This is a genomic window from Pedobacter sp. UC225_61 (assembly GCF_044452285.1).
Classification (GTDB): Bacteria; Bacteroidota; Bacteroidia; order Sphingobacteriales; family Sphingobacteriaceae; genus Pedobacter.
In genome coordinates this window covers 3,321,853-3,340,838 of sequence record NZ_JBIOAL010000001.1, presented here as the reverse complement: position 1 = coordinate 3,340,838, position 18,986 = coordinate 3,321,853, and the positions used below count along the sequence as shown (strand labels likewise).

At 32.6% G+C, this 18,986-nt stretch carries 21 protein-coding genes and 1 pseudogene; 10 read left to right on the top strand and 12 right to left on the bottom strand.

The window, feature by feature from the left end:
- Positions 1 to 40: 40 nt before the first annotated feature.
- The 4 genes and pseudogenes from smpB to ACHMWN_RS15180 all read right to left on the bottom strand — a co-directional run bounded on the left by smpB (position 41) and on the right by ACHMWN_RS15180 (position 3,845).
- Positions 41 to 490, bottom strand: coding sequence for an SsrA-binding protein SmpB (gene smpB, locus ACHMWN_RS15195; RefSeq protein ID WP_173269703.1), 450 nt, complete (start codon positions 488 to 490; stop codon positions 41 to 43).
- 9 nt (positions 491 to 499) lie between these two features.
- A complete protein-coding gene (locus ACHMWN_RS15190) occupies positions 500 to 1,330 on the bottom strand; it encodes a transporter (protein WP_397302765.1) in 831 nt (276 codons plus the stop codon).
- 1 nt (position 1,331) lies between these two features.
- Positions 1,332 to 3,192 (bottom strand): annotated as a pseudogene (locus ACHMWN_RS15185) (Nramp family divalent metal transporter).
- 2 nt (positions 3,193 to 3,194) lie between these two features.
- Positions 3,195 to 3,845: a metal-dependent transcriptional regulator gene (locus ACHMWN_RS15180; RefSeq protein ID WP_397302762.1), complete on the bottom strand. Its 651-nt coding sequence runs from the start codon at positions 3,843 to 3,845 to the stop codon at positions 3,195 to 3,197.
- Between the two features lie 137 nt (positions 3,846 to 3,982).
- On the opposite strand from ACHMWN_RS15180, the gene ACHMWN_RS15175 reads away from it, so the two are divergent.
- On the top strand, positions 3,983 to 4,453 hold the full coding sequence (locus tag ACHMWN_RS15175) for an Lrp/AsnC family transcriptional regulator (protein ID WP_182921898.1): 471 nt from the start codon (positions 3,983 to 3,985) through the stop codon (positions 4,451 to 4,453).
- Position 4,454: 1 nt separating this feature from the next.
- On the opposite strand, the gene ung is transcribed toward ACHMWN_RS15175, so the two are convergent.
- Both ung and ACHMWN_RS15165 read right to left on the bottom strand, forming a co-directional pair.
- Positions 4,455 to 5,135: a uracil-DNA glycosylase gene (ung, locus tag ACHMWN_RS15170; protein ID WP_397302760.1), complete on the bottom strand. Its 681-nt coding sequence runs from the start codon at positions 5,133 to 5,135 to the stop codon at positions 4,455 to 4,457.
- 2 nt (positions 5,136 to 5,137) lie between these two features.
- Positions 5,138 to 5,662, bottom strand: a complete 525-nt coding sequence (locus tag ACHMWN_RS15165) for a TlpA family protein disulfide reductase (protein ID WP_372819590.1) — start codon at positions 5,660 to 5,662, stop codon at positions 5,138 to 5,140.
- 83 nt (positions 5,663 to 5,745) lie between these two features.
- Here ACHMWN_RS15165 and ACHMWN_RS15160 point away from each other — a divergent pair, with 83 nt between their 5' ends.
- Both ACHMWN_RS15160 and ACHMWN_RS15155 read left to right on the top strand, forming a co-directional pair.
- Positions 5,746 to 6,285 (top strand): DUF2892 domain-containing protein, encoded by a 540-nt coding sequence (locus tag ACHMWN_RS15160; protein WP_397302758.1) that lies wholly within the window; start codon positions 5,746 to 5,748, stop codon positions 6,283 to 6,285.
- A 150-nt stretch (positions 6,286 to 6,435) separates the two neighbouring features.
- Positions 6,436 to 6,990: a pyridoxamine 5'-phosphate oxidase family protein gene (locus ACHMWN_RS15155; protein WP_397302755.1), complete on the top strand. Its 555-nt coding sequence runs from the start codon at positions 6,436 to 6,438 to the stop codon at positions 6,988 to 6,990.
- Positions 6,991 to 7,049: 59 nt separating this feature from the next.
- On the opposite strand, the gene ACHMWN_RS15150 is transcribed toward ACHMWN_RS15155, so the two are convergent.
- From ACHMWN_RS15150 to ACHMWN_RS15125, 6 genes are all read right to left on the bottom strand, one after another.
- Positions 7,050 to 7,262 carry a hypothetical protein gene (locus tag ACHMWN_RS15150; RefSeq protein WP_397302753.1) on the bottom strand — a complete coding sequence of 71 codons (213 nt, stop codon included), beginning with the start codon at positions 7,260 to 7,262 and terminating at the stop codon, positions 7,050 to 7,052.
- A 104-nt stretch (positions 7,263 to 7,366) separates the two neighbouring features.
- The gene (gene lysS / locus ACHMWN_RS15145) at positions 7,367 to 9,076 is read right to left on the bottom strand and encodes a lysine--tRNA ligase (protein ID WP_397302750.1); all 1,710 of its coding nucleotides are present in this window, start codon (positions 9,074 to 9,076) and stop codon (positions 7,367 to 7,369) included.
- 144 nt (positions 9,077 to 9,220) lie between these two features.
- Positions 9,221 to 11,128 carry an AMP-dependent synthetase/ligase gene (locus tag ACHMWN_RS15140; RefSeq protein WP_397302749.1) on the bottom strand — a complete coding sequence of 636 codons (1,908 nt, stop codon included), beginning with the start codon at positions 11,126 to 11,128 and terminating at the stop codon, positions 9,221 to 9,223.
- Between the two features lie 133 nt (positions 11,129 to 11,261).
- Positions 11,262 to 11,588: an iron-sulfur cluster assembly accessory protein gene (locus ACHMWN_RS15135; RefSeq protein ID WP_173269669.1), complete on the bottom strand. Its 327-nt coding sequence runs from the start codon at positions 11,586 to 11,588 to the stop codon at positions 11,262 to 11,264.
- Between the two features lie 73 nt (positions 11,589 to 11,661).
- Positions 11,662 to 12,075 (bottom strand): Fe-S cluster assembly scaffold IscU, encoded by a 414-nt coding sequence (iscU, locus tag ACHMWN_RS15130; protein WP_090992274.1) that lies wholly within the window; start codon positions 12,073 to 12,075, stop codon positions 11,662 to 11,664.
- 84 nt (positions 12,076 to 12,159) lie between these two features.
- Positions 12,160 to 13,371 carry an IscS subfamily cysteine desulfurase gene (locus ACHMWN_RS15125; protein WP_397302745.1) on the bottom strand — a complete coding sequence of 404 codons (1,212 nt, stop codon included), beginning with the start codon at positions 13,369 to 13,371 and terminating at the stop codon, positions 12,160 to 12,162.
- A gap of 121 nt (positions 13,372 to 13,492) precedes the next feature.
- Between ACHMWN_RS15125 and mce the strand changes: the two genes are divergently transcribed.
- The 7 genes from mce to murC all read left to right on the top strand — a co-directional run bounded on the left by mce (position 13,493) and on the right by murC (position 18,949).
- Positions 13,493 to 13,900 (top strand): methylmalonyl-CoA epimerase, encoded by a 408-nt coding sequence (gene mce / locus ACHMWN_RS15120; protein WP_397302743.1) that lies wholly within the window; start codon positions 13,493 to 13,495, stop codon positions 13,898 to 13,900.
- Positions 13,901 to 13,964: 64 nt separating this feature from the next.
- Positions 13,965 to 14,255, top strand: coding sequence for a hypothetical protein (locus tag ACHMWN_RS15115; protein ID WP_397302740.1), 291 nt, complete (start codon positions 13,965 to 13,967; stop codon positions 14,253 to 14,255).
- A gap of 186 nt (positions 14,256 to 14,441) precedes the next feature.
- Entirely contained in the window at positions 14,442 to 14,690 is a 249-nt protein-coding gene (locus ACHMWN_RS15110) for a type B 50S ribosomal protein L31 (protein WP_055133715.1), read from the top strand.
- Between the two features lie 70 nt (positions 14,691 to 14,760).
- On the top strand, positions 14,761 to 15,924 hold the full coding sequence (locus ACHMWN_RS15105; protein ID WP_397302736.1) for a putative sugar nucleotidyl transferase: 1,164 nt from the start codon (positions 14,761 to 14,763) through the stop codon (positions 15,922 to 15,924).
- Positions 15,925 to 15,927: 3 nt separating this feature from the next.
- Positions 15,928 to 16,689 carry a triose-phosphate isomerase gene (gene tpiA, locus ACHMWN_RS15100; RefSeq protein ID WP_397302734.1) on the top strand — a complete coding sequence of 254 codons (762 nt, stop codon included), beginning with the start codon at positions 15,928 to 15,930 and terminating at the stop codon, positions 16,687 to 16,689.
- Positions 16,689 to 17,528 (top strand): 50S ribosomal protein L11 methyltransferase, encoded by an 840-nt coding sequence (gene prmA, locus ACHMWN_RS15095; protein WP_397302732.1) that lies wholly within the window; start codon positions 16,689 to 16,691, stop codon positions 17,526 to 17,528. The genes tpiA and prmA overlap by 1 nt, the downstream gene beginning before the upstream one ends.
- A gap of 68 nt (positions 17,529 to 17,596) precedes the next feature.
- Positions 17,597 to 18,949 carry a UDP-N-acetylmuramate--L-alanine ligase gene (gene murC / locus ACHMWN_RS15090; RefSeq protein WP_397302729.1) on the top strand — a complete coding sequence of 451 codons (1,353 nt, stop codon included), beginning with the start codon at positions 17,597 to 17,599 and terminating at the stop codon, positions 18,947 to 18,949.
- Positions 18,950 to 18,986 lie beyond the last annotated feature (37 nt).

Below are 18,986 nucleotides of genomic sequence, written 5' to 3'. Positions count from 1 at the left end.
TGTTCATTGAGCTAAGGACTTTAACTAATGAACCAATAGATTATACTTTCATCGCTCTATCCATCTCACGTTTGCTTTCGCGATCTTTAATACTATCACGTTTATCAAACTCTTTTTTACCTTGCGCTAAAGCAATTTCTATCTTAGCAAAACCCCTTTCGTTGGTAAAAATCCGCAATGGAACAATGGTATAACCTTTTTCTTCGCCTTTAACTTTTAATTTTTTAAGTTCTTTCTTTTTGAGGAGTAAAACTCGATCTCTTTTTATATCATGATGATGAAAAGAACTGTGACTATATTCAGAAATATGGAGATTTCTTACATACAGTACATCTCCAATAAACATACAAAAAGCGTCAGTCATGTTCGCTTTACCCTGTCTAATTGCTTTAATCTCAGTGCCTAATAAAGCTATTCCCGCAATAAAACTTTCTAAAACATGGTAATCAAAATAGGCTCTTTTATTCTTTATTTGGATATCGTTTTTCATAATAAAGTGCTAATATCTGAAAGAAAAGCCGATAAAATAAACTTTATCTGTGTTTTTGGTTATTCCAAGATTAAAACCTGCATCGAATTTTAAATTTTTTGTAACTGAATACCCAAAGCCACCATTAAATGATAAATCGAACTTTTTATCCTCAAAATCATAATTGTAGTAGCTTTCAATAAATGTTTCTAAAGCTTTACTTAACTCTTTTCCAACCACGACAGATTGTAAAAGACCAGCATGATATCCACTTTTTTGAATAGATTTTAAGATATCAACTTGTACTTGGGTCCCAAGATTAAAATCATTTCCCAAATCTATACTTAAAGGAAATACAATTCCGCCTTCAATATTTTTATTCTCTTTGCTAGTTGGTAAATTAATATAGGGCATTAGAGCGAAAGCTGTTGTACCACCATCGTTTCCCCATAAATTATGTTTTATACGAATAGTTAAATCTCCAAATCCGGAATTAGTATTTGTTTTTTTGCCTACTGCATCTTTTTCATAGGAGTTGACATAACTTCCAACCACTAATTGTAAATCTGTATTATGAGCTAGGCCTAACTTTAAATTTGCTAAGTTGTAACTGTTTTCAACAGAAATAATTCCATTGGTTTTATTGCGTGATGTTTTAAATATATCTGTTTCTATTTGAAAATGACCAGCATCAACAGAGTTAGGACTTTCAGTTATATCTGGTCTATCTGTAGACATATCACGCATCTTTTCTCTTGGAACAGGATTAAATAACGTATACTTTTTTTGTGACGCAACTTGGCCAAAAGCACCGCTATGTGCAAATGCAGCAAAAATTAACAATATTATTATTTTCTTCATCTTATCTTACAATTAAAACTGGAATAGTTACTTTATGGCGAACAGAATCTACAGTAGTGCCAAAAATTAGATCTTTTAGACCTTTATGTCCATGAGCACCCATTACTAATAATTCTATTCCATTTTGCTTGCTAATTTCTGCTATAGCTTTTGCCGTTCCCCCAAATCCAATATGTGAGCTAGATTCATAGCCTAAATCTTTTAAATTAAGGCTATATTTTTCTAAATTTTCGGTATCAGCTTGTGTTTCATGATCCATAACATTTTTACCAAGATAGCGAGCTGCTGCTGTTTCAACAACATGAATTAGGTAATAATGTGCTTCTTTACCACCTTGAATTAACGCATGTCGAATTGTATTACGGTCATTTTTAGAGAAATCTACTGTAATTCCAATCTTTTTGTAATTGATCTTATCAATATTTTCAATGGCTAAAGCATTTCCATGTGGTACATTACCTATCCGTTGATTTTTATTGATGAATGGATAGATAAAAATGTAGATCAGTAATAAGCCAATTGCAACAGCTACAGGAATCACAATTGCATAAATATACCATCCATTTGATTCTGCAATCCAATTCGAAATTTCCTCAATAACCAATTTAATATTTAAACTTACAATTACTACAGCACTCATCCACGCCAAAACTTTTACCCAAGTTTTAATGGTAAAATCCTTCATTTCTTTTTTATCTGAAGTAAGATGTATTAGCGGAATAATGGCAAACCCTAATTGTAAACTCAGTACCACTTGGCTTAAGATAAGTAAGCTGCCTAAAGCGTCGTTTCCAAACCATAAAATAGTGAAAAATGCGGGTATAATTGCTAATAAACGTGTAATCAAACGTCGTAACCAAGGCTGAATTCTTAGGTTTAAATGCCCTTCCATGATAATTTGCCCAGCTAATGTTCCAGTTATGGTAGAACTTTGTCCAGCAGCAATTAATGCAATAGCGAATAAAGCAGGGGCAACTGGTCCGAAAATATGAACTCAATAATTTGTGTGCGTCTTGTATTTCAGCAACTTCATGAAATCCGTTGGTAAAGAAAGCTGCAGCTGCTAAAATTAAAATGGCAGCATTTACAAAAAAAGCAAGATTTAGTGCAATTGCAGTATCAATAAAGTTGAATTTTATTGCTTCTTTTATCCCTTTGGTATCTCGATCAAACTTTCTAGTTTGTACCAAAGATGAGTGTAGATATAGATTATGTGGCATTACTGTTGCGCCAATAATACCAATAGCGATGTATAAAGCTTGTCCAGAAAGGAAGGAAGGCTCAAATCCTTTAATTACGTCTTTTAAGTTTGGCTCTACGATAAACATTTCCACTAGAAAAGAAATACCAACTATGAATACCATAGAAACAATAAAGGTTTCCATTTTACGCATTCCTTTGTTTAAAAGAAATAACAATAAAACGGTATCGAATATGGTAATTGAAATTCCCCAAATTAAAGGCAATCCAAATAATAAGTTTAAACCAATTGCCATTCCAATTACTTCAGCTAAATCACAAGCAACAATTGCGGTTTGTGCTAAAATGAAAAGAGGAAGGTTTACCCATTTTGGATAGGTATTTCTTGATGCTTGAGCTAAGTCCAATCCTCTTACAATACCTAAACGGGCACTTAAAGATTGCAATAAAAGCGCAATAAGATTAGACATTAATAATATCCAAATTAATTGATATCCAAATTTGCTTCCGCCGGCAATGTCTGTAGCCCAGTTTCCAGGATCCATATAGCCAACACTTACCAAGTACGCTGGACCAATGAATGCTAAAATTCTTTTCCAACCTTTACGTTTATCAGTTGCTACGCTTTGGTGTACCTCACTTAATGATTGTTTTTGGCTCATATTTATTTGCTAATTAGAATGTGTAACGCAACTTCTCTACTAATGTTTATTTTTTTTTCATCTATCAATAGTTCAACTGAACCATCAAAGTCTATAATTTCTGACACTTCAATTTTTTTACCTAAAGTCAGCCCAAGTTTTTCTAAATGTTTTAAGAAAGGCGAGGAGTGTTCACTTACACCAGTAATTGTTCCTCTATCATTAACCTTAAGTTTACTCAATTTGATAAAAGATAAATCTGCAAAATTTCCATACTGATCTGGAATCGGGTCTCCATGAGGATCTACTTTCGGAAATTCCAAAAACTCATCTAATCTTTCAGTTAACAAAGTCGAATTAATATGTTCTAATTCTTCAGCTACTTCATGTACTTCATCCCATTTGAAGTTCAATTTTTCAACTAAAAAAACTTCCCAAAGACGATGCTTTCTCACAATATTAATTGCCATCAGTTTTCCTTTTTCTGTTAATGTAACACCTTGATATTTTACATAATCCACCAATTCTTTGTCTGAAAGCTTTTTAAGCATATCAGTTACTGATGCCGCCTTAGTTTGGGTACGTTCTGCAATAGCATTTGTTTGCACTGGATTGCTAATTACCGAAAGATGGTAGATTGTTTTAAGATAATTTTCTTCAGTAAAAGATTGCATTTTTGTTAGTCTAATTTTTAATTTAGACAAATCTAAAAAATATTTTGTAAAATAAAAAGTAATTTTTTCAAGGGTTTATAGAATAAAATTTGGCTAATTAATACTAGTATGCTACCTTTGACTATAATCACTATTTTATGGCAACAGAATTAGATAAAATCGATTTTAAAATTCTTAAACTTTTACAGGAAAACGGAAGGATTACCAATTTACTATTATCGCAAGAAATTGGGTTATCTCCAGCACCAACGCTAGAGAGAGTACGTAAACTTGAAATGGCTGGTTATATTAAAAGCTACCATGCTTTAGTTGACGAAGAAAAACTAGGATTAGGAATTAAGACCTTTATTCAGGTTCAGTTAGATTTTCATAAAAATAATACCATTCAAATCTTTTTAGATGAAGTAAACCAAATTAAGGAGATTACAGAGTGTCATCACGTAACTGGTCAGGCCGATTTTTTATTAAAAGTTTATGTAAACGATATTAAAGCATACGAACGCTTAATTATGGATAAAATTAGTAAAATCTCAGTCGTAAAAACTTTTCAAACGATGATGATTATGTCTACTACTAAAAAAGAACCTATTGTTCCTTTGGAATACTAAATTAACCTTCAATTTGCCAATTTATGGGCTTTAATCCTTCTTTTATAAGGATTTGATTTGTTTTTGAGAAAGGTTTCGATGCAAAAAAGCCATTGTATGCAGAAAATGGTGATGGATGTGCTGACTTAAGTACATGATGTTTTTGAGTATCTATTAGGCTTTCTTTTTGTTGAGCATATTTTCCCCATAATAAAAATACTAAGCCACGTTTTTCTGCAGATAAAACAGAGATTACATGATCTGTAAATTTTTCCCATCCTTTATTTTGGTGAGAACCTGCTTCGTGAGCTCTAACTGTTAATGTTGCATTAAGTAATAAAATGCCTTGATCAGCCCATGCAGTTAAGTTACCGTGATTTGGAATTTTGAAATCTTCGATATCATCTACCAATTCTTTATACATATTTTTTAAAGAAGGAGGAACGGGAACACCTTTTTGAACAGAAAATGATAAGCCATGTGCTTGGCCTTGCCCATGATAAGGATCTTGTCCAAGAATAATAACTTTAACCTTATCAAAAGGAGTGTGATTAAAAGCATTAAAAATATCTGCGCCTTTAGGATAAACAGTAAATCCTTTTTGCTTTTCTTCTAGCAAAAAGGATTTCAATTCTTTCATGTAAGGTTTTTCAAGCTCATCGCTTAAAACGTTTAGCCATCCAGGTTCTAAAGCAGCAGCCATATCTATTTTGTTTTAGCAACAGCTAATACTTTAAGCATATCTTTTTCTAAAGTCTCTTGAGGCCTTTCAGTTATGCGAGCAACTTCAGTTCCTTTTTTATCAGTAAAGATAAAGGTTGGTACATTGGTAATTTTAAGATTATCGATAAGGCCGTTTTCACAATGTTTTGTACCATCGACTGCAATAAACTCAATTTTATCGGCATCAAATTTCAAAGCATCCATAATTTTTAAAAAATGTGGAACTTGAAATTTACTATCACCGCACCAAGTTCCTAAAACAATCGTCACTTTTTTACCTTTTAAAAGTTTAGCTAATCCATCTAACGAAGTAGAATCTGGTTTATAACTAGCATAATTAGGATCGTAGCTTTCTTTAAATTCAGCAAAGCTCGTAATTGCCTCTCTTGTACATTGATTCAACATTACTTGTTTATGTCTACTTGGATCCTCAATTTTTTTATTCAATTCTTGTGCTCCTACATTCATGGCAAATAATACGATTAGGCCTGTTAATATGTTCTTCATATTATATTTTTTTGTTGAAATTATAAATTTTAAATCTAATTTTTGGTATTTAAACACGATATTTGCACAAATATTATAAAACTATGCCAAATTTAATACGCCTCATTATAGGTTTCGCTTTTGTAGGTGCAGCAATTGCACTCATGATTTTCGGTTATTGGGGCTGGGGAATACTTTTAGTGTTTCTAAGCATTTTTATCTTCATCACTTATTTCTATAATGAAAACATGTTAATTGCTCAATGGTTTTTGCGTAAAGATAATATGCCAAAAGCTGAGCAGTTTTTAAGAAGAATAAAAAATTACGAAAAAGAATTAAATAGAGTTCAGCACGGTTATTACAACTTGCTAATTGGATTAATAGAATCAAGAAAAGCACCGATGAAATCTGAAAAATATTTCAAACAAGCGATAAGTTTAGGTTTACATATGGATCATAATGTGGCTCTAGCTAAATTAAGTTTAGCTGGTATTGCTATGGGAAAAAGAAATAAGCGTGAAGCTCAAATGTATTTAACCGAGGCTAAAAAAGCAGATAAAAATAAATTGCTAGCTGATCAAATTAAACAAATGAAAGATCAGATGGGATTAATGGACAAGCAACAGCAAATTCGTTACAAATAGATTTATTAAAACGAATTAAAGCTATTTCTTAATAAAGAGATGGCTTTTTGTTTTTATAGAATTTAATTTTATTCTTTTTTGGAATGTGCTTTTCAAGTTCTTCAAAACCAAATTGAATTTTGAATTGTAGTGTATAGAAAATCTATACGTATGGCAACATCACAAGAAGGAAGTACTAATAATACTCAAGAACAAGATAACATTAAAGATTTAGGTGGACCTGAAGCAGTAGCAAAGCTTAAAGAATTGGCAGAAAAGGCAGAAAGCTGTTTTTTTTGTACAAATATTAAAACTGGAGTTCCGTTATCGATACGACCCATGGCAATCCAACAGGTTGATGAAGACGGCAACATTTGGTTTATGAGTATGAAGGATAGCCATAAAAATGAAGAAATTGCTACAGATCCGTTCACTCATTTGCTTTTTCAGGCAAGTGCTCACTCAGGATTTGTAAATATTTACGGGATATCAGAAATCAGTAGGGATCAAGCGAAAATTGATGAACTTTGGAGCCCTTTTATTAAAACGTGGTTTCAAGGTGGAAAGGATGATCCAAATATTACGCTCATAAAAGTTATCCCTTCAGAAGGTTATTATTGGGATACTAAACATGGAACTGCAGTAGCATTCTTAAAAATGGCTGCTTCGGTTATCACAGGAAAAACAATGGATGATTCGGTAGAAGGAATTTTGGATATTGATTAGCAAAGGTATCTATGTCATTATTTAATAGGTTGAAATAGATTTAGAGAATCAAATGCTGTTTACTTATCGTCTAAGTAATCAAATCCTTCAAATTCTTCCCTTTGATTTCTTTTACTTAAGATATCTTCTTCATCTACTTCAACTTTTTTAAAGAAAAAAGCTTCTGCTTGTATTCTTTTTATTAATTGGTGAACCAAGGATAAATCGAAAGCTTCTTTACTTAATTTGATGCAGTATTCTCTATCTGTAATTTCTAAACTTGAAGTATTCATATAGCAATGATTTTTATTTCTATTGCTGTAAATATAGAAAAGGCTTGCTTAATAATTGTTAGCAAGCCTTTTAAGTTTATGTTATGTTTATGTTAACCTTCTGATTATTTATGTGATAGAAATAAACCATTATCAGTTTTTGAAACTTTAAGAATTCCTTTCCCTGTTAAAGCTTTTAAAGTTGTATCCCACTTTTTATTGCTCCAATCGGTTAGTTTTGCTTTAACATCAATTAACAAAGTTTCTTCTCCTTCTTTAATCAGAGTATATAGCTCTTTTTCTTCCGGTGTTAATTCTATTTTCTTTTTCTCTGGACGCATCTGCGGAAAGAATAAAACTTCTTGAATTGTACTCTGATTAGTCATTAACATAACAATTCTATCAATACCAAAACCTAAACCTGATGTTGGTGGCATACCATATTCTAGAGCACGCACAAAATCATCATCCATTGCCATTGCATCTTCATCACCTCGATCAGCCAATGTAAGTTGGTCTTCAAAACGTTCTTTTTGATCAATTGGATCATTCAATTCGGAATAAGCATTTCCAATTTCCTTCCCATTTACAAAAATCTCAAAACGCTCAACTAAGCCTTCAGATGTGCGATGTTTTTTAGCAAGTGGGGTCATTTCTATTGGGTAATCAGTAATAAATGTAGGCTGAATTAAGTTTGCTTCTACTTTATCACTAAAAATTTCATCAACCAATTTACCACGACCCATTGTAGAATCTGTTTCAATACCTAAATGGTTACATGTTTCCAATAATTGATCTTCATTCATTCCAGAAACATCTATTCCTGTATATTTTTGGATAGACTCATACATGGTTAACTTTTCATACGGTCCTTCGAAGTTAATATCGTTTTCGCCTACTCTAACTACTGCGCTACCATTGGTAGCTATTGCAACTTTTTCTAAACATTCTTCAACCATAGCCATCATCCAGATATAATCTTTATAAGCTACATAAATTTCCATTGAAGTATATTCTGGGTTATGTGTACGGTCCATTCCTTCATTTCTGAACATTTTACCAAACTCATAAACCCCATCAAAACCGGCAACAATTAAACGTTTTAAATAAAGCTCATTTGCAATACGCAAATAGAGAGGCATATCTAAGGTGTTGTGATGCGTAGCGAATGGACGAGCAGCAGCACCACCATGAATTGGTTGTAGGATAGGAGTTTCTACTTCCATCCAACCTTGTTCATCAAAGTAGTTACGCATAGAGTTGATAACTTTGCTGCGCTTAATAAAGATTTGCTTGTAATCTGGATTAACTGTTAAATCTACATAACGCATTCTATAACGCAATTCTGGATTGGTAAAACCGTCATAAACGTTTCCATCATCGTCACGTTTTACAATTGGCAAAGGGCGCAAAGATTTAGAAAGAATAGTGAACTTGGTAACATGAATAGAGATTTCTCCAGTTTGCGTTGTGAAAACATAGCCTTCAATACCGATGAAATCACCTATATCTAATAGTTTTTTAAATACAATATTGTACAACGTCTTATCATCTCCAGGGCAAAGCTCATCACGTTTTAAATAGATCTGGATACGACCAGTTGCATCTTGTAACTCAGCAAATGACGCAGCTCCCATTATATTACGACCCATTATTCTTCCAGCAAGGCTGATTGTTTTATAGGCTGTTTTATCTTTTTCGTAATTAGCTAAAATGTCTGCTGCATTAGCATTGATTTCGTAAGCCTCTGCAGGATAAGGGTTGATACCCAATTCGCGAAGTTGTTTTAACGAATCGCGACGTAATAATTCCTGTTCTGATAATCCTGTACTCATGTATTGTATATTTTTGCAAAAGTAAGTAATTACTTCGTTATTGTAAGGAACGAAGCAATCTTAAAGCAGTATATTATTAAATAATAACTTATTAAGAGAGATTTCTCTTAAAATCTAACAGTAAATTAATAAGGAAAGGACGATTTAATCAGCTTCAACACCTTCTTGGTACATCTCATTTATTGCTTCGGCATATTTCTTTTCTACAACCCTGCGCTTCACTTTCATAGTTGGAGTAATTTCACCCTCGTCAATACTAAAAGGATTACGTTTAATTTTGAAGTTTTTAATACGTTCAAATTTAGCTAGCTCATTAGAAATCTTCTTAATATCCTTCTCAAACCAATCCTTAATTTCTGGATTTTCTATAAATAAACCTTCTTCTTGGAAGAATGACTCTTTTAAATTGAAAGTTTCTTGTAAAGTTTCTTTATTGGGGATGACGATAGCTGTAATAAATTCGCGTTTATCGCCTATTAAGAATAACTGATCAATTTTTGGACTTTTTAAATAGATATTTTCAACTGGGGTTGGATACACATTTTTACCATACGCATTTACAATCATGTTTTTTAAACGATCTGTAATTTGCAAGTTACCTTTATAAAAACGACCAATATCACCTGTGTGAAACCATTTGTCTTTATCAATAGCCTCAGCGGTTTCTGCAGGTTTGTTAAAATAGCCTTTCATAACGCAATGACCACGAACAATTACTTCGCCTTCAGCACATTCAAAATCTTCATTAAAAGTGTTATGAGTTTGTATATTGATGATTTGTTTAGTTTCTACATCTTGAATTCCGATTTCAATACCTGGAATAACGCGACCAACAGTGCCGTAAACTTGACGATGATACTCAGTTACAGACATTACAGGTGATGTTTCTGTTAGACCAAATCCTTCTAAAATTTTGATCCCTAAATCTCCAAAAAATTCACCTACATTTTTAGGCAAAGCAGCACCTCCGGAAATCATGAATTTTAATCGACCACCAGTTTTTTCTTTAATTTTACTGAAGACTAATTTTTCGGCGATTGCTTTTTGAGCTCCTAAAATTAAACCAGCACTTTTACCAGCCTCTTTAGCATGGCGATAATTTTTTCCAATTTCTAAGGCCCAATTAAAGATATTTGCTTTTAATCCTCCAGCTGCAGTACCAGATTTAATCGCTTTATCATGAATACGTTCCAATAAACGAGGTACACATGCCATTACAGTAGGTCTTACTTCGCCCATGTTTTTAGCCAATAATTCTAAACTCTGAGCAAAAGCAATTTTACAGCCTTGTGCACAACACACATGATAAGTTGCGGTACGTTCAAAAACATGAGAAAGAGGTAAAAATGACAAGAACGTTTCCGTTTCATCAATCACAGGAATTTGTTGTAGGCAAACATTTACGTTTTCTACAAAATTGCTGTGGGTTAGCATTACACCCTTTGGGGTACCAGTTGTGCCTGAAGTATAAATTAATGAAGATACGTCCGTTGGTAAAACTTCAGCTCTACGTGCATCTATTTGTTCTTGTTCAGCTTTGCTTACCGTCTTCTCTAATATCGTACTAAAACTTATAATTTCAGCTTTATTTCCTTCTGGGATTGCAACTTTTTCATATCCTGCAAATGCTGGAATAATGTATTTTAATTCCTGGCAGTTCTCTGCAATTTTTAATACTTTTTTAAATAAAAATGGATTGCCAACTAATAAAGCTTTAATACCCGAATCGTTAATAATGTAAGCTACCTCATGTTCTGATAAAGTAGGGTAGATAGAAACATTAATAACACCAATTTGTTGAATGCCTTGGTCGAAATATACATATTCAGGTGAATTTTCAATCATCAAACCTAATCTATCTCCTTTGGCAATACGTTTTTCTAAAAAGAAAGCAGAAATTGAATCTGCTCTTAGTAAAGTATCCTTGAAAGAAACTTCTTCCCAAGTAGTATTTTTTTTATGAATTAAAAAGGTTTCTTCGGGCTTGTGGATATTTTCTACGACATTACGTAATAAACTAGGAACAGTAGAAAATTCATTAAATGATACCATGTGCTAATCTTTGGTTTGTTTTGGAATAACAATGATAAACTTTTAGCTTTAATAATACAAGCTAGCTTATGCATTGAGTAACAAAAAAGGCACCGAAAAATCGATGCCCTCTAGGAAATTTAATAAATGTATATTAAACAGAAAAACTTTCGCCACAGCCACAGGAGCGGCTAGCGTTAGGGTTATTAAAGGCAAAGCCTTTGCCATTTAAGCCATCAGTAAAATCAAGTTCTGTACCCGCTAGGTATAAAAATGATTTCATATCTAAGGCTATTTTAATGCCACGATCTTCAAAAAATTGATCTCCGGTTTTGGCTTCGTTATCAAAATCTAAATTATAAGATAAGCCAGAGCAACCACCACCTTTTACAGAAACACGTAAAAAGTAGTCAGAACCTAATTCAGAATCCTGCATTAAGTGATCAATTTTGCTTTTTGCTTTATCGGTTATAGTAATCATATTAATTTACGATCTAGATTTACAATTTTAGATTTTTCAATCCTTACTTGTAAATCGTCATTCTAAATTTTAATTAGTGATGAGATTTAGCTAATTCAAATGCTTCTAAACCATTTTTAACGCGGTAATCGTTAATTGCAGATTTAATTGCATCTTCTGCCAAAACAGAACAGTGAATTTTTACTGGAGGTAAAGCTAATTCTTCCACAATATCCATATTATCGATAGTTAACGCCTCATCAATTGTTTTTCCTTTTAACCATTCTGTAGCTAAAGAAGAGGATGCAATTGCAGAACCACAGCCAAATGTTTTAAATTTAGCATCCGTAATTACGTTATTATCGTCAACCTCAATTTGCAAACGCATTACGTCTCCGCACTCTGGTGCGCCAACTAAACCTGTTCCAACAGATTTGCTGTCTTTATTTAAAGTACCAACATTGCGAGGGTTGGTATAATGTTCCATTACTTTTTCTGAATATGCCATTTTGATTTTGGATTTATGATTTTAGATTTACGATTTCTGTAGTTCTAAAACCCTCATTATTTTTAATATTTTTAGTCAATTAATTTAGTGTTCTGCCCACTCAATTTTACTTAAATCAATACCATCTTTAAACATTTCCCAAAGTGGAGAAAGATCTCTTAAATGGTTTACGGCTTTTTTAGTATTTTCTATTGCGTAATCAACCTCTTCTTCAGTAGTAAAACGACCTAATCCGAAACGGATAGATGAGTGTGCTAAATCATCAGATAAACCTAAACTTTTTAATACGTAACTCGGTTCTAATGAGGCAGAGGTACAAGCAGAACCAGAAGAAACTGCTAAATCTTTCATTGCCATCATTAAGCCTTCGCCTTCAACATATTTGAAAGAAATATTAGCTACATGCGGTAAACGATGTGCTGTGTTACCATTTACATAACTTTCTTCCATGGTAGTTAAAGCGCTTTCTAATTTATCACGTAAAGCAGATAAACGTTTTGCTTCTTCATCCATTTCTAAACGACACAATTCGCAAGCTTTACCTAAACCAACAATACCAGGTACGTTTAATGTTCCAGAACGCATACCACGTTCGTGACCACCACCGTCCATTTGTGAAGTAACCTTAACTCTTGGGTTTTTACGACGAACGTACAAAGCACCAACACCTTTTGGTCCATACATCTTATGAGCACTAAATGCCATTAAATCGATGCCATCTTCATTTACATTTACAGGTATTTTACCTACAGCTTGTGTAGCATCAGTCATAAATAAAGCACCGTGTTTATGTGCGATAGCCGATATCTCTTTAATAGGTTGCACTACACCAATTTCATTGTTACCATACATGATCGTAACTAAAATTGTTTCTGGTGTCATTGCTGCTTCTAACTCTAGTAAATCAATTAAGCCATCTTCTTTAACTTTTAAGTAAGTTACTTTAGCGCCTAGTTTTTCTAAGTGTTTACAGGTATCTAAAACAGCTTTATGTTCTGTAGTTGCCGTTATAATATGATTACCTTTTTCTGAGTACATTTCAAAAACGCCTTTAATACCTAAATTATCAGCTTCTGTAGCGCCAGAGGTAAATATGATTTCTTTTTCTGTACAACCAATTAATTTTGCTACTTGCTCACGAGCATAGTCAACACCTTCTTCTGCTACCCAACCAAATGGATGGTTGCGGCTAGCGGCATTACCAAATTTTGTTGTAAAATATGGCAACATTGCCTCAAGCACTCTAGGATCGAGTGGGGTGGTAGCATTATTATCTAAGTAAATCGGAAGTTCCATTATTTTTAATTATTCTTATTAATACACAAAGATACAAAAAAAGTTTACGAACAATTATAAATAATAGCTATGAAGCTATAGTTAAAACATGCATTTTTACATTCCCATAACCATAATTGATATGAATAAGATAGAACACATTGGCATTGCTGTAAAAAACCTGACTAATTCAATAGATATTTATCAAAAGTTGCTTAATACCGATTGTTATAAAACGGAATTAGTTGAATTGGAAGCAGTGAATACAGCCTTTTTTAAAACAGGTGATAATAAAATAGAATTGTTAGCGGCGACTTCACCAGATAGTGCTATTGCTAAATATATAGAGAAAAAAGGAGAGGGAATTCATCATATTGCCTTTGCTGTTGATGATATTTTAGAAGAAATGGAAAGGTTAAGGAATGAAGGTTTCGTGTTGCTTAATGATCAGCCAAAAAAAGGAGCAGATAATAAAATGATTTGTTTTGTACATCCTAAAGAAACTAATGGCGTTTTGATAGAAATCTGTCAGGAGATTAAGTGGATTTAAATATTAATTCATTTGTTCATTGGGTTGGATGAATATTTAGTATAAAAAGAAATAAATTAGTGTCATGAGCGATATTACATCGTTAATAAAAATTATTAATAAAGATTTCGATTTGCCAGAGAATTTGGAAGAAGACGAACTTTTAGAGGTGATGGTGAATGCATTTGCCTACCTTATTGACGAGGATTTTCAAAAACTAGTACAAATTTTATATAAAGCTGATGTAGATCAAGATAAATTGAAAGTTTTATTAGAAAATACAGTCAATGCAAGTTCTGCAGAAGTAATTGCTCAGGCCTATATTGCTCGACAAAAAGCGAAAATTGAGACATGGAAAAAGTATTCGAACAGATAATTAATCAATATTTTTATTATGTAGATTAATTTTAGTTGTTCACTTGCAATTAAAAAATAAAATTATGATATTTGCATCCTCTAAAATTAGACGAAATAAATTAAGAAACATGAAACTGCCGTGGGTAACACCCGCAAAAAGCAATAAAATGCTTACGATAGTTTCATAAACATAAAAAAAATAAAAATGAAAAAAGATTTGCACCCATCAAACTACAGATTTGTAGTATTTAAAGATATGTCTAACGAATATCAATTCTTGACTAAATCTTGCGTTGAAACCAAAGAAACTATTAAATGGGAAGATGGTAATGAGTATCCTTTATATAAATTGGAGATTTCTCACACTTCACACCCTTTTTATACTGGTAAAATGAAATTGGTTGATACTGCAGGTCGTATCGATAAATTTAAAACTCGTTACGCTAAGAAATAATTTTAGCGATAAACTAAATATTTTGAAAGTCCCGATGCATTGCTCGGGACTTTTTTTATTTTTGTTGCTTATGATAATCAATTTATTTGATGATAAATCTTGGCTTTCGCTCAGACCGCTAACATTTACAAGACCTGTAGCTGATTTAAGGATTGGTATTTTGACCATTGCTGAAAAATGGGCTAAACATTTAAATGCCGATTTTGGATATATAACGCAGGATTATCTTAGCGTAAAATATCCCTCAACTAATGCTAAACTATTTATTAATGGTTCGATTTGTCCGGATCAACAGCTAATAGAAGCAATTTTAGCTCTAAAAACTGATGAAGTTTTGATTAAAGGAGAAATAGTTGTTGCTTATAAGGAAGAACTAAGCTTTGATGATGCATTACATAAATTGAAACCAGTAAATTATTCAGCTATTTTTACTCAAATTCAATTTCCTGAAGATATATTCAGAAATAATCATACAGAATTAGTTAAAGACTTTGCTTTGTTAACTAAAGGAAGAACATCGGCAACTCTAAGCACTACGAATACTTTTTTAGGAGATGACATTTTTATAGAGGAAGGTGCAAAAGCCGAATGTTCTACATTTAATAGCTTACAAGGACCAATTTATTTAGGTAAAAATTCAGAAGTTTGGGAAGGATGTCATATTAGAGGTTCATTTTCATTAGGCGAAGATTCATCTGTTAAAATGGGAGCGAAAATATATGGACAAACCACTATTGGTCCACATAGTAGAGTAGGAGGTGAAATAAATAACGCTGTAATTTGGGGTTATTCATCAAAAGGACATGAAGGTTATTTAGGAAATGCAGTTATGGGGCAATGGTGTAATATTGGTGCAGATAGCAATAACTCAAACCTTAAAAATAATTATGCAGAGGTTCGTCTTTGGGATTACGAAAAGGAAAGTTTCCGTAAAACGGGATTGCAGTTTTGTGGATTAATTATGGCCGATCATTCAAAATGTGCCATAAATACTATGTTTAATACTGGAACTGTGGCGGGTGTAAGTGCCAATATTTTTGGCGCAGGATTTCCACGTAACTTTATACCAGATTTTGCTTGGGGTGGTGCGCATGGATTTGAAGTGTACGGATTGAATAAAATGCTAGAAACAGCGACAAAAGTTTACGAAAGAAGAGATACAATATTAGATACAACAGAAACAGCAATTTTATCGCATGTTTTTGAACTGACAAAAAAATATAGACACTTTTAGATTATGAGAAAGAAAATAGTTGCTGGTAACTGGAAAATGAATTTGGATTATAGCGAAGGCATATCCTTATTCTCGGAAATTGTAAACATGGTTAGAGATGAGAAAAAAGGCGATCAAATTGCTGTGATTTGCTCACCTTATATCCATTTAAATAGTTTATCGCAATTATCTGCTGGGGTAGTAAAAATTGGTGCACAAAATTGCCATCAAAAAGAAAATGGCGCTTATACTGGCGAAATTTCTGCTAAAATGGTGAAATCTACAGGTTGCGAATATGTAATTATTGGTCACTCAGAACGTAGGCAATATTTTGCAGAATCAGATGCGTTATTAGCTGAAAAAACGATTATCGCCCTTCAAAATAATTTAACACCATTATTTTGTATAGGTGAAACATTAGACGAAAGAAATAATGGTAGTTATTATCATGTATTAGAAACGCAATTAGAAAATGGAGTATTCGGTTTAAGTGCTGAAGATTTTTCTAAAATAGTTTTAGCATATGAGCCAGTTTGGGCAATTGGTACAGGTTTAACTGCTACACCAGAACAAGCACAAGATATTCATGCTTTTATTAGAGCAAAGATTGATGCCAAATACGGAATGAACGTTGCAGACAATACATCAATTTTATATGGTGGAAGCTGTAATCCAAAAAATGCAGCAGAATTATTTGCACAACATGATATTGATGGAGGCTTAATTGGTGGAGCGTCTTTAAAATCTCGTGATTTTGTAGATATTGTTAAAACCTTCAATTCATAATGGAATATAGAAAAGTAGCCTTTAGTTTTAGTGATATTCAAGAATATCAACACGATATTTTAATTGCAGAATTAGCAGAAATTGGCTTTGATACTTTTGAGGATAAAGCAAATGGTTTTGATGCCTTTATTATTGCAAATCAATTTAATAAAACTGCATTAAACGATGTTTTAATGGGTTTTGGAGATGAACTGAATTATACATACGAAGTAACTGATATAGAGCCTCAAAATTGGAACGAAGAGTGGGAAAAGAATTTTAGTCCGCTAATTATTAACGAAGATTGTTACGTTAGAGCCACTTTTCACGAACATCAACCTCAATACAAATACGAGATTGTAATTGATCCAAAAATGGCTTTTGGTACTGGTCACCATCAAACCACTACCATGATGATGCTTTATATCTTAGAAAATGATATGAAGGATAAAGTTGTATTAGATATGGGAGCTGGGACTGGAATATTAGGTATTTTAGCTGCAAAAAGAGGTGCTAAAGAAATAGTAGCGATAGATAATGATGAAGTTTGTTATCGCAGTGCGATAGAAAACTCAGCTTTAAATGTTATCACGAATTTGACATCGCTTTGTGGAAGTAAGGAAACAATACCAGCGATTGATTTTGATATAATTTTAGCCAATATCAATAGAAATATCTTGCTTGATCAAATTTCGAGCTATGCTTCTGTTTTGAAAGAAAAGGGTGCTATCTTCTTTAGTGGGTTTTATGAAAATCCAGATTTGGATATGATTAAAGCACATTGTGCTGACTTTAATCTTACTTATGTTGATCATAAGAAAATTGGCGATTGGGTTGCTACTAAATTCATAAAAGGATAAAAAATAGGATAGAATTTTGAATGGATTAATGTCAATCTTTAAAATTCTATCCTTCAAAATTATTAAATATGCGTATACATTTTATTGCAATTGGTGGAAGTGCAATGCACAACTTAGCCATTGCTTTACATAAAAAAGGATTTAAAGTTACAGGTTCTGATGATGTGATTTTTGAACCATCAAGTACTAGACTTGCAAATTATGGTCTTTTACCTAAAGAAAATGGTTGGTTCGAAAGTAATATAACTGCAGATTTAGATGCGGTGATATTAGGAATGCATGCTCGTTTAGATAATCCAGAATTAGTAAAAGCGCAAGAAATGGGTTTGAAAATATATTCATACCCAGAATACATTTATGAGCAATCTAAAAATAAATTGAGAGTTGTAATAGGTGGTAGCCATGGTAAAACCACTATTACTTCTATGATTTTGCATGTGCTAAATTATTATAATAGAGATTTTGATTATTTAGTAGGGGCTCAATTAGCAGGATTTGAAACAATGGTTAAGATAACTGATTCGGCTCCTGTTATTATAATTGAAGGGGATGAATATTTGGCATCGCCAATAGATCGTAGACCAAAATTCCATTTATATAAAGCAAATATTGGTGTAATTAGCGGCATAGCATGGGATCATATCAACGTTTTTCCAACATTTGAGGATTATATTTCCCAGTTTAATAAGTTTATTGATACGATAGTTGAAGGTGGAAAATTAATTTATTGTGAAAATGATTTAGAATTACGCAAAATAGTTGTTAATTCTACCGCAACTATTGATAAAATTCCATATACTATTCCTGATCATAAAGTAATAGATGGTGTAACATATCTTTTGCCTCAAAATACTCCATTACAAGTGTTTGGTGATCATAATTTAATGAACCTAAATGCAGCTAGATTGGTAGTAGAACAATTAGGTATAAATGAAGATGAATTTAAGATAGCTATTTCTTCTTTTACAGGAGCAGCAAAAAGATTAGAGCTATTAAACCATACAAAAGAAACTAGTGTTTATAAGGATTTTGCCCATTCTCCATCTAAATTAAAAGCAACTATAGATGCTGTAAAAGCACAATTTACCAATAGAAAACTAGTGGCTTGTATAGAACTACATACATTTAGCAGCTTAACAAAAGAGTTTTTACTGCAATATCGTGACACCATGAAAAAAGCTGATGTCGCCATTGTTTACATCGATGAAAAAACCTTTAAGCATAAAAAAATCGAACCTGTAAGTGAGAATGATGTTCAAACATCTTTTAACGATAAAAACATTATTTTTTTTAGCGAAGCTGCTCAATTGGAAAGCTATATAAGAAGTCTTAATTTTGAAAATACAAACCTACTGCTGATGAGTTCAGGTAATTTTGGCGGTATGGATCTGGTTAAATTGGCACTAGAGTTGAATGTCTAGACGTAAGAAACAGACTGTTACACCAAAAAATGATCAA